Here is a 15117-nt window from a genome sequence, read left to right as displayed (position 1 = left end):
CTAAAATTAGGCATAAAAAAAAGGTCCTGAGTGGTAAGAAACACTCAAGACCTTATTACGACCTAAATGGTCACCGAGATTCTAGCTGGCTTTTTTGTAAGATAAAACTAATAATAACTGTTTTAAACGTTTTCCAGGTCTAAACAGTACTCGCGATTTGGTAATTAATGTGGCATTAACTTCCTCTGGCGTATCTACACCAGAAGAGCTGATTCCAATTTGAAAATTACCCAATCGCCCTAACTTAACAATACGTCCTTGATTAAGCGAATTAATAATGTTTCGCTCTAAGGATAAGAGTACTGCATAGCAATCGGACTCGGTTACGGTACACTCGTAAGCAATTTGCTCTGCAAGTATATCTAAATCTACTTCTCCATCTGCAACACTTGCTGCATAATATCGCTCAGGCAAAGTAATGTCCTGAGGATTTCTTTTGGCTTGCGCCTTAAACTTAACACTCATAATGATAATGTGTTTTAATTAAATAATAAAATTGTGTCTTAGTACACTTAATCGACTAGTATCTAAGCGTCTAACTGAACACTACAAGTTTACAACAAATTTATTTAACTATAAGTGAAAACTATCAAAAAATAATTAACAATCAATTTATAGTATTGTATTGTACAATTCTAAAAACAAAAAAAAGTGCGTAATCAGCTATAAATCACTAATTTAATTTAATAAACAGAAAAGTAAAATACTGTTTATCAGCACATTAACTATTAGTGAATTTATTTAATACGACATGTAAAATAGAGCGCAAACATGTCGATATGGGCTTAGAAAACTTAAAAAAAGATGCTAAAATTCTTATTCACAAGACTTTATTGCATAAAAAAAGCCACCCAAAAGGGATGGCTTATTGTTATTATGTGCTGTATTTTATTTACCAATACAGAAATTAGCGAAGATATTGCCCAACAAATCGTCGCTCGTTATCGTCCCAGTGATCTCACCAAAATGATATAACGCTTGCCTAACATCTATGGCTAATAAATCGCCCGAAATACCAGTTTCTAATCCCGATTTTACGCTATTAATTTCTTGAAATGCTTTTAAAAGCGAATCGTAATGGCGTGTATTGGTTACTATCGTTTCGTTATTTCTAAGCGCTCCAGTATTTACAAAACCTATTAGTTTTTCTTTAAGTTCTTCTACTCCAACACCAGTTTTTGCAGATAATAAATGAAGTTCTTCAAACTGCGATTTTAAGGTGCTTAATTCCGCTTCATTTAAAGTATCTACTTTGTTAGAGATAATTATTAATGGCTTTAATGGGAAACGGTTTTTTATCTTCTCTATTTCGACCTTTAATCGTTTACTTTCGGTTTTAAATTCTTCCGCAGAAAACAATAAAACAACCACTTGCGCTTGCTCCATTTTTTCGAAAGTTTTTTTAATCCCTATACTTTCTACAACATCTTCGGTCTCTCTAATTCCTGCAGTATCTATAAACCTAAAACCGATGCCTTCTATTACCAGCTCGTCTTCAATAGTATCTCTAGTAGTGCCTGCAATATCACTTACAATGGCGCGTTCTTCGTTTAAAAGCGCATTTAAAAGTGTCGATTTACCCACATTAGGCTCACCAACAATAGCCACAGGAATTCCGTTTTTAATAACGTTTCCTACAGCAAAACTGTCTATTAAACGCTTTAACACAAACTCTATGCGTACTATTAATTCTTTAAATTGGGTTCTGTCGGCAAATTCCACATCTTCCTCGGCAAAGTCCAATTCTAGTTCTATAAGTGAAGCAAAATTCATTAATTCTTCGCGTAATTTTGCGATTTCGCTAGAAAAACCACCACGCATTTGCTGCATGGCTATTTGGTGTGAAGCTTCGTTATCACTAGCAATTAAATCTGCCACAGCTTCTGCCTGACTTAAATCTAACTTGGCATTTAAAAAGGCACGTAAGGTAAACTCTCCTGCATTTGCCATTCGGCAACCGTTTCTAAGAAACAACTGAATAATTTCTTGCTGAATGTATATAGACCCATGACATGAAATTTCGACTACATTTTCTCCTGTGTAAGAGTTTGGGTTTTTAAAAACCGAAACCAAAACCTCGTCAATAGTACGTTTTCCATCCATTATATGTCCTAAATGGATGGTATGTGTTTTTTGTGTTGTTAGCGATTTATTCTTTTTAACAGACTGAAAATTGGCGTCTGCAATAGTAATAGCATCTTCACCAGATAATCTTATTATTGCGACTGCTCCAGCACCAGAGGCTGTTGCTAGTGCAACTATGGTATCGTTATTATAATTCATAAGACTATATTTTACCTAATTTTTTCATGACAAATAATACTACTATTGGTAAACCCATGAGTAACATCATCATTAAATCTTGTTGAAGTAAACTTGGTGCTAAAATTAGAGTCATTGCATAACCACCAACTGCACCTCCAAAATGAGCATCGTGACCAATGTTGTCTGTTTTGTTTTTCATACCGTAAATCGAGTATAACAAGTAACCTATCCCGAAAACGAAACCTGGTATAAAAAAGTTAATTTCCATCCAAGGATCAAATAATATAGAGGAGTATATTATACCCATTACTGCTCCACTTGCACCAACTGCCGAATATTGATATTCATTTTTATGAAAAAGGTAAGACAATAAGCTACCAGTAATTAAACTTGCAAAGTATATTATTACAAAACTTAATTCTCCAATACGGTAAATAACACCATTTGCGAAGAAAAAAAGTGTAAGCATATTAAACAATAAATGCTGCGGATTTACATGTAGGAATCCTGAACTCAACATTCTTATTTTCTCTCCTCGTTTTATAGCGCCAATATTGAATTTATATTTTTCGAAAAAACTAAAGTCATTAAATCCTTTAATAGAGAATAATACATTCGCTATTATTAATACAATTGTTACAACATTTAAATTACCCATTAAGTATTCTCTTTTTTTTAAATATAGCATATATTTGCTGTTACAAATTTAAAACTAATTCATGCAATTAATAGCGTACATTCTAATTTATCCGTTTTTTTGGTTGGTTTCTATTCTTCCCTTTAGATTATTGTATGCTTTTTCAGATTTTATCTACCTTTTTATCTACGGTATCTTTGGCTATAGAAAGACCGTTGTGCAAGAGAACCTAAGGTTGGTTTTTCCTGAGAAGTCTTCGGAAGAAATAAATACCATCACAAAAAAATTCTATCATCATTTATGTGATATGGTTGTAGAATCTATGAAATCTATGACGATTTCTGAAGCTGAAATGAAAAAACGCTATGCTTTTACTAACGTTGAAGTGTTACAAGAACTAGAAAAGCAAAACCGAAGCATTATTATTATGTGCGGGCATTATGCCAGTTGGGAGTGGATATTTATTTTACAAACTTACATTAGCCATAAAGGTTTTGGCGTCTATAAAAGGTTAAGCAATAAGTATTTCGACAGACTTATAAAACGCATTAGAGCAAGATATAACAGTCATTTAATCACCACAAAAGAGACTATTGTAACTTTAAAAGCGTCTCACGCAAAAAACGAATTAACCATTACTGGATTTGTTGCAGACCAGTCTCCAAAATTAGACAAAGCCCACCATTGGAATAATTTTATGGGTATTACAGTACCTATTCACACAGGTGCCGAAATGCTTGCCAAACAATTAGATATGGCGGTTGTATTTTTTGATGTTAGAAAAGTAAAACGTGGGTATTACGAAACGACTTTTAAAACCATTGCCGAACATCCAAACGATTTTAAAAATTACGAGATTACAGACATTTTTAAAGACTTTGTAGAGCAACAGATAAAAGAGCAGCCAGAATATTACTTATGGACTCACAAGCGCTGGAAACACCGTAACAATGTACCTGCCAAATTCCTTTGAAAAAAGGAATCTCTTACTATAAATTACTAATTGACTTGTTTACTACAAAACAAAGAATCGTTAGTAATAGAAAGTAATTTCCAAAACAAAGCCGCACTGCTACTCAGCTCCTGCCTTAATTTAAAGGAAGGTGGATTTTGTATGCGAAATTCGGAAGGTTTAAAGCGCAAAAGAGCAAAGCGAATTTTGAATACTTTGTTTTAAAAATCAACAAAAATACTTTCTAACATGAGATTCCTGCCTTCGCAGGAATGACAAATTAGAGATTCCTGCTTTCGCAGGAATTTAAAACTAAGCCAAAAAGAGAATCAGCTCCTTCCTTAATTCAAAGGAAGGTGGATTTCGTGTGAGAAATTCGGAAGGTTTAAAGCGCAAAAGAGCAAAGCGAATTTTGAATACTTTGTTTTAAAAATTAACAAAAGAACAAACTAACAGGAGATTCCTGCCTTCGCAGGAATGACAAATTAGAGATTCCTGCTTTCGTAGGAATTTAAAACAAAACAATAAAGAGAATCAGCTCCTTCCTTAATTCAAAGGATAGTGGATTTGGTGTGCGAAATTCGGAAGGTTTAAAGTACAAAAGAGCATAGCGAATTTTGAATACTTTGTTTTAAAAATTAACAAAAGAACAAACTAACAAGGGATTCCTGCCTTCGCAGGAATGACAAATTAGAGATTCCTGCCTTCGCAGGAATTTTACATATCAAACCAACCATCAACCCTCAATTCCTGAGTAGGCACATACGTTTTATGAATAAACTCGTTATTAGCTTTATTATACTCATAATCATTAGCCCATTCTTTATGATTCTCGGCTAAAGCGATTAAGCTTTCGCAAACGTAATCGATCTCATCGCAAGTAGTTGTTGGATGAATAGACATACGTATCCAACCTGGCTTACGTATTAAATCACCTAAAGAAATTTCATTTACTAAACTATGCGATTGCTCTTGATCTACGTGTAATAAATAATGTCCGTAAGTACCTGCACAACTGCAACCACCACGTGTTTGTATTCCGAATTTATCGTTTAATATTTTAACACCTAAATTAAAATGTAGCTCTTCTACATAAAAAGAAACCACACCCAAACGGTCTGTATGATCACCGGCTAGAATTTTAATATTATCAACACCATCTAAATTAGAAAACACTTGGTGTAATAATTCATGCTCACGATCAAGCATGTTTTTAACGCCCATTTTGTCTTTTAACTTAATACACAATGCCGTTTTTATAGTTTGCAGAAAACCTGGTGTACCACCATCTTCTCTATCTTCAATACTCTCAATATATTTGTGTTCTCCCCAAGGATTGGTCCATGATACCGTACCGCCACCTGGACAATCTGGAACCATGTTTTTATACAGCTTTTTATTAAAAACCAACACGCCAGAAGTTCCCGGTCCTCCTAAAAATTTATGAGGCGAAAAGAAAACAGCATCTAGTGCTTCGTCTTCATTTTCTGGATGCATATCGATATCTACATACGGTGCAGAACATGCAAAATCTACAAAACAAACACCACCATGTTTGTGCATCATTTTTGCAATTTTATGATGTGGCGTTTGGATACCTGTGACATTACTACCTGCTATTACCGAAGCGATTTTAAGTGTACAGTCTTTATATTTTTCTAATAGTGTTTCTAAGTTTTCTAAACTAAATAAACCATCGTCGCCAGCAGGAATAACTTCCACTTTAGCCATCGTCTCTAACCAAGAGGTATGGTTAGAATGGTGTTCCATATGCGTTACAAATACTACAGGACGAATTTCGTCTGGTATTTTAGCATATTTAGCAATATTCTCTGGTACTTTTAAACCTAAAATACGCTGAAACTTATTAACAACACTCGTCATTCCATTTCCAGAAACAATTAAAACATCGTCTGCATTTGTGTTTACATGACCTTTAATAATATTTCTTGCTTTATGGTAAGCATTCGTCATTGCAGTACCTGAAACAGTTGTTTCGGTATGCGTGTTTGCTACAAAAGGACCAAATTGATTGACTATTTTATCTTCTATTGGTCTGTATAAACGCCCAGAAGCTGTCCAATCTGTATAGATAATTTTTTGCTTTCCGTAAGGCGATTCAAATTCTTGATCTATACCAACAATATGTTTTCTAAATTGAGAAAAATAAGCTTCTAATTCAGACTGTCTTTCTCTTGGTGCTTTTGTAGTAATCATAATAATTGTATTATTCTATTAGTACTATATTTTAGCAATAGCTTTAATTTCAGCAATAATCTTATCGGCTAAATCATCTGCTATTTGCTGCGACTTTGCTTCAGTATAAATTCTAATAATTGGCTCTGTATTACTTTTTCTTAAGTGTACCCAGTTTTCAGCAAAATCAATTTTCACACCATCTACAATGTTTAAATTTTCATCTTTATACTTTGCTGCCATTTCCATTAAAATAGCATCAACATTAATTTGTGGTGTTAAGGCTATTTTCTTTTTACTCATAAAGTAACTCGTGTATGTTTTTTTAAGGTCACTTACACTCATTTTCTTTTCCGCTAAAAGCGTTAAAAATAAGGCCACACCAACTAAAGCATCACGTCCGTAATGAGACGCTGGATAAATAATACCTCCATTACCTTCGCCACCAATTACAGCGTTATTTTTTTTCATTAATGTTACTACATTCACTTCTCCAACAGCACTTGCTTCGTAAGTTCCACCATGTTTTTCGGTAATATCGCGCAACGCTCTTGTTGAGCTCATATTACTTACTGTGTTTCCTGGATTTCTACTTAATACATGATCGGCACAGGCTACTAATGTGTATTCTTCGCCAAACATTTCTCCGTTTTCATCCATAAAAGCTAATCTGTCTACATCTGGATCTACAACAATACCAAAATCGGCATGATGCTTTTGTACTTCCGCAGATAAATCTGTTAAATGTTCTTTTAACGGTTCTGGATTGTGAGGAAATTCTCCTGTTGGATCACAATATAACTTTACTGCCTCTACTCCTAAACGTTCTAATAATAAAGGAATAGCAATACCTCCTGTAGAATTTACACCATCGACTACAACTTTAAAATTTGCTGCTGCAATTGCTTTTTTATCTACATATTCTAATTCTAAAACTTCGTCGATATGAATATCGATATAAGCATCATTTCTGGTAATTTCTCCTAAACTATCTACATCTGCAAACTGCATAGCATCGCTTTCTGCAATCTCTAAAATCTTTGCACCTTCAGCGGCATCTAAAAACTCTCCTTTAGCATTTAATAATTTTAAAGCATTCCATTGTTTTGGGTTATGACTTGCAGTTAAAATAATACCTCCATCGGCATGTTCCATTGGCACAGCAATTTCAACCGTTGGTGTTGTAGACAAATCTAAATCTATAACATCAATACCTAAACCTACTAAGGTATTCATTACTAAATTCTGAATCATTGCTCCAGAAATTCTAGCATCTCTACCCACAACAACACGATAATTATCTTTTGTACGTTGCGTTTTTAACCAAGTACCGTAAGCCGATGCGAATTTTACAGCATCAATTGGTGTTAGGTTTTCTCCAACCTTTCCGCCAATAGTTCCTCGAATTCCTGAAATAGATTTTATAAGTGTCATTAATATAATTTTTAAAATTGAACTACAAATATACTATTTCAAAAGCGGATTTATCTATTCTGAATTCGTAAATTCGACCTATGAATTTTCTCGCACATATATATTTATCAGGAAATAACGAAGACATAACTATTGGTAATTTTATTGCCGATGGTATTCGTGGTAAAAAATACCAGAAATATCCAAAAGACATTCAAACTGGTATTTTACTGCATCGCCAAATCGATACGTTTACAGATGCACATAAAACAGTAAGAGTAAGTACCAAAAGGCTGCATAAAAATTACGGACATTATTCTGGTGTGATAGTCGATATTCTATACGATCATTTTTTGGCTAAAAACTGGAGTAATTATTCTGATGTGCCTTTAGCTGAATACATCGATAATTTCTATACTAGTTTACAAGATAACTTTGAAGTATTACCAGCAAGAATTCAAAAAATGATGCCTTATATGATTGCCGATAATTGGCTATTAAGCTATGCTACCATTGAAGGTATTGGGAAAGTGTTGGTTGGTATGAATAAAAGAACACAAAACCGTTCGCAAATGAATTTAGCCGTAAACGAACTGCAAGAATTCTATGATGAATTTGAAGATGAATTTACCCGCTTTTTTGATGAACTGATTCAGTTTTCAGCGAAGAAATTAAAAGAAATAGAAAACAGATAAACGTTACGTTTTGTCATTCAGAACGAAGTGAGGAATCTTTAAATAACAGATACTAAAAATGAAGCTAAAAAACACACTACTCGTAATTGCGACAATTACAATCTGTTTTTCTTGTAAAAAGAAAGCGCCCGTTCGTGGTTTAGTTACACAAAAAGCAATGGTTGTTTCGGCAAGAGTTGAAGCTTCTAACATTGCAAAACAAATTATGGAACAAGGCGGAAACGCTTTCGATGCTATGATGGCTACAGACCTTGCTTTAGCAGTCGCTTATCCCAACGCTGGAAATATTGGAGGTGGTGGTTTTATGGTTTACAGATTAAACGACGGTAAAATTGGCGCTTTAGACTATAGAGAAAAAGCACCATTAGCAGCGACAAAAGACATGTATTTGGATTCTATAGGCAATGTTATTCCCGATTTAAGTACACGTGGTGCAATGGCTGTTGGAATTCCTGGTACTATTGCAGGTGTTTTTGAAGTCCATAAAAAGTTTGGTTCGTTACCTATTGAAACCATTTTAAAACCTGTTATCGCTTTAGCAAAAAGAGGTGTTATTGTTACTAAAAAACAAGAAATTAGAATTGCAGAAAAGCAAACCGATTTTAAGCTTACCAATAAAGATTCTATTCAGTTTATTAAAAACTGGAAAGCAAATGACACTATTAAATATCCAGAATTAGCAGAAACACTAACACGAATAATGAAAAACGGTCGTGATGAGTTTTATAAAGGAAAAACGGCTAAAATATTAGCACAGTTTATTCAAGATAATGGTGGTATTATTACTGAAGAAGATTTAGCAAATTACCAAGCGAAATGGAGAACGCCTATTACTTTTAATTACGACGATTTACGTATTATTTCAATGTCTCCGCCTTCAAGTGGAGGTATTACCATGGCACAAGTATTAAAGTCGGTTGAAAGTTACGACTTAGATACATTTGGACACAACTCTACAAAAACAATTCAGGTTTTAGCTGAAGCTGAACGTCGCGCTTATGCAGATAGAAGCCATTATTTAGGTGATCCTGATTTTGTAGAAGTCCCACAAGACAAATTAGTAAGTGATGGGTATTTAAAAGACAGAATGTCAAGTTTTTCTTTTGAAAAAGCAACACCTTCTACCGAAATTTCTCATGGTACTGTTGATATTGTAGAAAGTGATGAAACAACGCACTACTCTATTGTCGATTCTTTTGGTAATGCTATTGCTGTAACAACCACTTTAAATTCTTATTATGGTTCTAAATTATATTGTCAAGAATTAGGCTTCTTTTTAAACAATGAAATGGACGATTTTTCTAGCAAACCTGGCATACCAAACGTATACGGACTTATTGGCGCTGAAGCCAATGCTATTTTACCAGAAAAACGCATGCTAAGTTCTATGACGCCAACTATTGTAGAAAAAGATGGAAAATTATTAATGAGCGTTGGAACACCTGGAGGTTCAACAATTATCACCTCGGTTTTACAGACTATTTTAAATGTACACGAGTTTAAAATGGGTATGCAAGAAGCTGTTAATGCACCGCGTTTTCATCACCAATGGTTACCAGATGAAATTAGAATGGAACCTAATCGCTTTAATACAAAAACTATTACCGCTTTAGAACAAAAAGGTTATACAATAAACGAAGAACGCTCGCCAGTTATTGGTGTTGTAGATGGTATTTTAGTATTACCAGATGGTTCTCTTGAAGGTGGTGCAGATTCTCGTGGTGATGATGCTGCTGCTGGGTTTTAACCAAATTCCTGTGAAAGCAGGAATCTCTAATTTGTCATTCCTGCAAAGGCAGGAATCTTAGTTTAGTTTAAGAAAACACCTTTACATAGAGGTTTACTAAGCATAAAAACACACTCATTGTCAGCTCCTCCCTTCAGACGAAGGAAGGTGGATTCTACTTTATTAGAATTCGGATGGTTTTACCTAAAAGAGCGAAGCTAATTTTTAAAATAATTCATCATTTAAAAGACAAAGAACGTGGCAATCTTTTAAATTTGTATTAAAATTAAAGAGATTGCCACGTCGTTCCTTCGTCTCTTCTCGCAATGACATAACTTATAAAATCTCCCAATGAGAAAAAGAAAAAAACTGACACCAAAAAGAATACTAAAAATAGTAGCTGGAGCAATTGTTTTTATAACACTACCTACACTTCTACTCTTTGGTTTTTTATATTTTAAATATAACGAAGAACTACCTGTTGGTAAAGAAACAGCTCAAGCAGATGTGTTCGCTAACAAAATGTTAGATGCACTAAACTACGATGCATACAAAGCTACAGATTACATAGAATTCACTTTTAAAAAGCGTCATCATTTTAAATGGAACAAGACCGAAAACACTTGCGAAGTCTATTGGAAAAACTATAAAGTAAATTTAGATTTCAATGATAATTCTAAAAATGAAGTGTTTCAAAATGAAACAAAAATTGAAGGCGAAAATAGTGCAGCATTAATAGAAAAAGCAATAAGCTATTTTAATAACGATACCTTTTGGGTTGTTGCGCCTTATAAGGTTTTCGATCCTGGAACAACAAGAAGCATCGTTACTTTAGAGAATAATGAAAAAGCTTTATTAGTGACTTATAGTTCTGGTGGCTCTACTCCTGGAGATTCGTATTTATGGCATTTAGACGACACTGGCAAGCCTAAAAGTTTTCAAATGTGGGTAGATATTTTACCAATTAACGGACTCGAAGCCACTTGGAGCGATTGGACAACTACAGCTACTGGCGCACAATTACCAACGTTTCATAAAATGATGGTTTTAGGTTTGGAGATTGAAGGGATTAAGACAAACAGAGAGTAATTAAATGAAAAAACTCTTCGAAATAACTTACGAAATTTTAATGTTCCTTTCCAGAACTACAGGTTTTAGTTATAAAGAGATTAATATTATCGTTTGGTTTATTTTAATACCGTTTTCTTGGGCGTTTTTAATAGATAAAATCTATAAATTCAATTACATTAAAATTATAAGTATTATTGTTATCTCCTTAACACTGCTTTTTATCAATGACTTTACAGTCTTTTCAAATTGGTTATTCGATATATCAGCAGATTTTTTAAGAAGCTTCGATAGTGTTGGTAGTAATTACACAGCATCATCCGTTATAATTTGTGTTTTTATTCCAATTGTTATCTACTTTCTTTTAATAAAAAAAGCATATTTTTTTAAACACCATAAAACAGAGCAGTAAATACTACTTACTCCTCTGCCCTACAAACTGCTGTTCCTTAGACTTAAACAACACATTAAAAGTCGTCAAGCTGCCATAAATACGTGTAATATATTGTTGTATATCTATTTTTTCTTGCTCTTCAAGAGTACTAGAATTCACCTTTTGTTCCATAACGCGAATACGATCACGAACCATTGTGATTTTATGAAAGAAATCATCAATCTTAATTTCCCTACTTTTTAAATTGGTATCTCCAGGTTCTAAAATTAGTTTTCCTCCTTTCCATTTATCACCAATGTGTACCACTTCGCTAACATCGCTATACTTTTTAAGTAAGCGCATAAAGCTTTGCTCGACATCAAAAAAACTAACAGTATCGACTTCGCTATCTGCAACTTCTATTATTTCTATCTCTTCATCAAACGCAATGGTTTCCAATCCGTTTTCTATAAACGTCACCCAATATTGCTGGTTATCGACGTTTGTAACAACTCCTTTTCCAAATTCGTTGTGGCTAATTCTTGAGCCTATTCCTAGTATTTTCATATTTTCTTGTCATTCCTGCGAAGGCAGGAATCTTGTTAATGTTAAACTTAATTTTAAAGTGGATTCCGTATCAAGTGCGGAATGACAAAACAATGTCACTTCGAGTGATTTTGAAGTATGAAAAATTATATCAAGAAGCTCATATTATATGTTCTCGATACAATTCTGATAAAAAAAATCAGAATCACTCGAACTGACAAAATTTCGAAAATCGAAGTTATAAATTAAATTTTAAAATCGTAAAATTCCTTTCATCAAAAGAAAGGCACTTTTAATAAAATCCTAACTATAGCTATTTTAAAAAGAAAGCGAAAAACCGTAACTTCGCAAATCTGCTTAAAAAGAGCAGAGTTATGCTTTTGCTATGACAAATTTTGAAGAAAATATTGAGGTACAAGGTGCCAGAGTTCATAATCTAAAAAATATAGATGTTACAATACCGCGAGAAAAACTAGTTGTTATTACTGGTTTATCTGGTAGTGGTAAGTCGTCTCTTGCTTTCGATACTATTTATGCCGAAGGACAACGCCGTTATATAGAAACGTTTTCGGCTTATGCCAGACAATTTTTAGGCGGTTTAGAAAGACCAGATGTCGATAAAATTGATGGCCTATCTCCTGTTATCGCGATAGAACAAAAAACGACTAGTAAATCGCCACGTTCTACCGTTGGAACCATTACAGAAATTTACGATTTCTTGCGTCTGTTTTACGCTCGTGCAAGTGATGCGTACAGTTACAATACTGGCGAAAAAATGGTAAGTTATAGCGATGAGCAAATAAAAACGCTAATTATTGAAAGCTACAAAGGCAAAAAAATAAACATTCTATCTCCTGTTATACGTTCTAGAAAAGGACATTACCGCGAACTTTTTGAGCAAATTGGTAAGCAAGGCTTTGTAAAAGTGAGAACCGATGGCGAGATTAAGGACATTGTTAAAGGCATGAAGTTGGATCGTTACAAGATGCACGACATCGAAATTGTAATCGATAGACTTAAAATTGACGATAGCATTGCAGACGATAAACGTTTAGACGAAAGTATAAACACAGCCATGTATCATGGTGAGGATGTTTTAATGGTTATTGATCACGATACGCAAGAAGCACGTTATTTTAGTAGAAATTTAATGTGTCCTAGTTCGGGAATATCTTATCCAAATCCAGAACCAAACAATTTCTCATTTAACTCACCAAAAGGTGCTTGCGATAATTGTAATGGTATTGGTGATTTATACCAAGTTAACGAAAATAAAATAGTACCAGACGCTAATTTATCTATTAAAGCAGGAGCTTTAGCGCCACACGGTCCTGAAAAGAAAAGTTGGATTTTTAAACAATTAGAATTAATTGCCGAACGCTTTAACTTTAAAATGACTGATGCTTACAAGGACATCCCAAAAGAAGCTAAGCAAATTATTTTATATGGTGGTAACGAAAAGTTTTCTGTCGATAGTAAAACGTTAGGTGTTAAAAGAGATTATAAAATAGATTTTGAAGGTGTTGCTAATTTTATAGACAGCCAGTATAAAAATGCTGAATCTACTTCTTTAAAACGTTGGGCAAAAGAATATATGGACAAAGTAAAATGTCCTGTTTGCGAAGGTTCTCGTTTAAGAAAAGAATCTTTATACTTTAAAGTTGCTGGAAAAAACATAGCCGAATTAGCAAATAAAGATATTGTAGATTTAGCTGAATGGTTTAAAACTTTAGAAGAAAATTTATCTGAAAAACAATTAATAATTGCCGAAGAAATAATTAAAGAAATTAAAGCGAGACTTCAGTTTTTACTAGATGTTGGTTTAACCTATTTATCCTTAAACCGAAGCTCTAAATCCCTTTCTGGTGGTGAGGCACAACGTATTCGTTTGGCAACACAAATAGGCTCGCAACTGGTTGGTGTACTTTATATTTTAGATGAACCAAGTATTGGTTTACACCAACGTGATAACGAAAAATTAATTAATTCTCTTGTTGCACTTCGCGACATTGGAAACTCTGTTATTGTTGTAGAACACGACAAAGACATGATAGAACGTGCAGATCACGTTATAGATATTGGACCAAGAGCAGGGAAATTTGGTGGTGAAATTATTAGTCAAGGCACACCAAAACAATTGCTAAAAGAAAAGACGTTAACTGCGGAATACCTAAACGGTAAAAAGCAAATTGAAATTCCTGCAAAACGAAGAGAAGGTAATGGCAAGTATATAGAGCTTAAAGGTTGTACAGGTAACAATCTTAAAAATGTATCTATAAAACTACCTTTAGGGAAGATGATTGGTATTACTGGTGTTTCAGGAAGTGGTAAATCTACTTTAATTAACGAAACGCTCTACCCTATTCTTAATGCTTACTATTTTAATGGTGTAAAAAAACCAATGCCTTATAAAAGTATTAAAGGTTTAGAACATTGTGATAAGGTTATAGACATTAACCAATCTCCAATTGGTAGAACACCAAGAAGTAATCCTGCTACTTATACAGGAACTTTTGGAGAGATTAGAAGCTTATTTGCTAAAATTCCAGAAGCGATGATTAGAGGTTACAAACCTGGTCGTTTCAGTTTTAATGTGGCTGGTGGACGTTGTGAAACGTGCAAAGGTGGTGGATTACGAGTTATAGAAATGAATTTCCTTCCAGATGTTTACGTAGAATGTGAAACCTGCCAAGGCAAACGTTTTAACCGTGAAACTTTAGAAATTAGATACAAAGGAAAAAGTATTAGTGATGTCTTGAACATGACTATTAATGAAAGTGTAGATTTCTTTGAAAACATACCTAAAATTCATAAAAAACTGAAAACCATTAAAGATGTTGGTTTGGGTTATATTACTTTAGGGCAACAAAGCACAACGCTTTCTGGTGGTGAAGCACAGCGTATTAAATTAGCAACAGAATTAAGTAAACGCGATACAGGAAATACCTTCTATATTTTAGACGAACCTACAACTGGATTGCATTTTGAAGACATTCGTGTATTAATGATTGTACTTAATAAACTTGCAGATAAAGGGAATACGGTACTAATTATAGAACATAATCTAGACGTTATTAAAACTGTAGATTATATTATAGATGTTGGTTACGAAGGTGGTAAAGGTGGCGGAGAAATAGTTGTTAAAGGTACTCCAGAAGAAGTTGCGAAACATAAAAAAAGTTATACCGCTAAATTTTTAAAAAAAGAACTAAATTAGCAAGCTTGATTTTTCAGAAAGAAAGCAAT

At 33.8% G+C, this 15117-nt stretch carries 12 protein-coding genes; 6 read left to right on the top strand and 6 right to left on the bottom strand.

All coding sequences use genetic code 11. The features are described 5' to 3' along the window. Positions 1-81: 81 nt before the first annotated feature. The 3 genes from Q0935_RS11365 to Q0935_RS11355 all read right to left on the bottom strand — a co-directional run bounded on the left by Q0935_RS11365 (position 82) and on the right by Q0935_RS11355 (position 2923). Positions 82-465, bottom strand: coding sequence for an HU family DNA-binding protein (locus Q0935_RS11365; RefSeq protein WP_299253784.1), 384 nt, complete (start codon positions 463-465; stop codon positions 82-84). A 423-nt stretch (positions 466-888) separates the two neighbouring features. Next, positions 889-2283: a tRNA uridine-5-carboxymethylaminomethyl(34) synthesis GTPase MnmE gene (mnmE, locus tag Q0935_RS11360; RefSeq protein ID WP_299385974.1), complete on the bottom strand. Its 1395-nt coding sequence runs from the start codon at positions 2281-2283 to the stop codon at positions 889-891. A gap of 4 nt (positions 2284-2287) precedes the next feature. After that, positions 2288-2923 carry a rhomboid family intramembrane serine protease gene (locus Q0935_RS11355; protein ID WP_299386046.1) on the bottom strand — a complete coding sequence of 212 codons (636 nt, stop codon included), beginning with the start codon at positions 2921-2923 and terminating at the stop codon, positions 2288-2290. 61 nt (positions 2924-2984) lie between these two features. On the opposite strand from Q0935_RS11355, the gene Q0935_RS11350 reads away from it, so the two are divergent. Continuing rightward, positions 2985-3875 carry a lysophospholipid acyltransferase family protein gene (locus Q0935_RS11350; RefSeq protein WP_299385972.1) on the top strand — a complete coding sequence of 297 codons (891 nt, stop codon included), beginning with the start codon at positions 2985-2987 and terminating at the stop codon, positions 3873-3875. A gap of 696 nt (positions 3876-4571) precedes the next feature. Here the strand turns inward: Q0935_RS11350 and Q0935_RS11345 are convergent. Both Q0935_RS11345 and glmM read right to left on the bottom strand, forming a co-directional pair. Further along, complete coding sequence (locus Q0935_RS11345; RefSeq protein ID WP_299385969.1) at positions 4572-6071, bottom strand: aminotransferase class V-fold PLP-dependent enzyme; 1500 nt, start codon at positions 6069-6071, stop codon at positions 4572-4574. A 24-nt stretch (positions 6072-6095) separates the two neighbouring features. Further along, positions 6096-7484, bottom strand: a complete 1389-nt coding sequence (gene glmM / locus Q0935_RS11340; protein ID WP_299385967.1) for a phosphoglucosamine mutase — start codon at positions 7482-7484, stop codon at positions 6096-6098. Positions 7485-7564: 80 nt separating this feature from the next. Between glmM and Q0935_RS11335 the strand changes: the two genes are divergently transcribed. The 4 genes from Q0935_RS11335 (at position 7565) to Q0935_RS11320 (ending at position 11364) form a co-directional block, all read left to right on the top strand. Beyond that, complete coding sequence (locus Q0935_RS11335; protein WP_299385964.1) at positions 7565-8158, top strand: acyl carrier protein phosphodiesterase; 594 nt, start codon at positions 7565-7567, stop codon at positions 8156-8158. A gap of 58 nt (positions 8159-8216) precedes the next feature. After that, the gene (gene ggt / locus Q0935_RS11330) at positions 8217-9905 is read left to right on the top strand and encodes a gamma-glutamyltransferase (protein ID WP_299385962.1); all 1689 of its coding nucleotides are present in this window, start codon (positions 8217-8219) and stop codon (positions 9903-9905) included. 330 nt (positions 9906-10235) lie between these two features. Further along, positions 10236-10973, top strand: a complete 738-nt coding sequence (locus Q0935_RS11325; RefSeq protein ID WP_299385959.1) for a hypothetical protein — start codon at positions 10236-10238, stop codon at positions 10971-10973. Between the two features lie 4 nt (positions 10974-10977). Continuing rightward, on the top strand, positions 10978-11364 hold the full coding sequence (locus Q0935_RS11320; RefSeq protein WP_299253757.1) for a hypothetical protein: 387 nt from the start codon (positions 10978-10980) through the stop codon (positions 11362-11364). A gap of 3 nt (positions 11365-11367) precedes the next feature. Here the strand turns inward: Q0935_RS11320 and Q0935_RS11315 are convergent, their stop codons facing one another. Continuing rightward, on the bottom strand, positions 11368-11892 hold the full coding sequence (locus Q0935_RS11315) for a hypothetical protein (protein WP_299385957.1): 525 nt from the start codon (positions 11890-11892) through the stop codon (positions 11368-11370). A 364-nt stretch (positions 11893-12256) separates the two neighbouring features. Here Q0935_RS11315 and uvrA point away from each other — a divergent pair, with 364 nt between their 5' ends. Further along, on the top strand, positions 12257-15088 hold the full coding sequence (gene uvrA / locus Q0935_RS11310; RefSeq protein WP_299385955.1) for an excinuclease ABC subunit UvrA: 2832 nt from the start codon (positions 12257-12259) through the stop codon (positions 15086-15088). Positions 15089-15117 lie beyond the last annotated feature (29 nt).

Source organism: uncultured Lacinutrix sp., from assembly GCF_947500605.1.
Lineage (GTDB): Bacteria > Bacteroidota > Bacteroidia > Flavobacteriales > Flavobacteriaceae > Lacinutrix.
This window is presented reverse-complemented; position numbering and strand designations above follow the sequence as displayed.

What these genes read in the sequence shown, in the direction of transcription:
- mnmE (WP_299385974.1), bottom strand. Translation starts at nt 2,283, where the DNA reads ATGAATTATAATAACGATACCATAGTTGCACTAGCAACAGCCTCTGGT.
- Q0935_RS11345 (WP_299385969.1), bottom strand. Translation starts at nt 6,071, where the DNA reads ATGATTACTACAAAAGCACCAAGAGAAAGACAGTCTGAATTAGAAGCT.
- Q0935_RS11350 (WP_299385972.1), top strand. Translation starts at nt 2,985, where the DNA reads ATGCAATTAATAGCGTACATTCTAATTTATCCGTTTTTTTGGTTGGTT.
- Q0935_RS11365 (WP_299253784.1), bottom strand. Translation starts at nt 465, where the DNA reads ATGAGTGTTAAGTTTAAGGCGCAAGCCAAAAGAAATCCTCAGGACATT.
- uvrA (WP_299385955.1), top strand. Translation starts at nt 12,257, where the DNA reads ATGACAAATTTTGAAGAAAATATTGAGGTACAAGGTGCCAGAGTTCAT.
- Q0935_RS11315 (WP_299385957.1), bottom strand. Translation starts at nt 11,892, where the DNA reads ATGAAAATACTAGGAATAGGCTCAAGAATTAGCCACAACGAATTTGGA.
- glmM (WP_299385967.1), bottom strand. Translation starts at nt 7,484, where the DNA reads ATGACACTTATAAAATCTATTTCAGGAATTCGAGGAACTATTGGCGGA.
- ggt (WP_299385962.1), top strand. Translation starts at nt 8,217, where the DNA reads ATGAAGCTAAAAAACACACTACTCGTAATTGCGACAATTACAATCTGT.
- Q0935_RS11320 (WP_299253757.1), top strand. Translation starts at nt 10,978, where the DNA reads ATGAAAAAACTCTTCGAAATAACTTACGAAATTTTAATGTTCCTTTCC.
- Q0935_RS11355 (WP_299386046.1), bottom strand. Translation starts at nt 2,923, where the DNA reads ATGGGTAATTTAAATGTTGTAACAATTGTATTAATAATAGCGAATGTA.
- Q0935_RS11335 (WP_299385964.1), top strand. Translation starts at nt 7,565, where the DNA reads ATGAATTTTCTCGCACATATATATTTATCAGGAAATAACGAAGACATA.
- Q0935_RS11325 (WP_299385959.1), top strand. Translation starts at nt 10,236, where the DNA reads ATGAGAAAAAGAAAAAAACTGACACCAAAAAGAATACTAAAAATAGTA.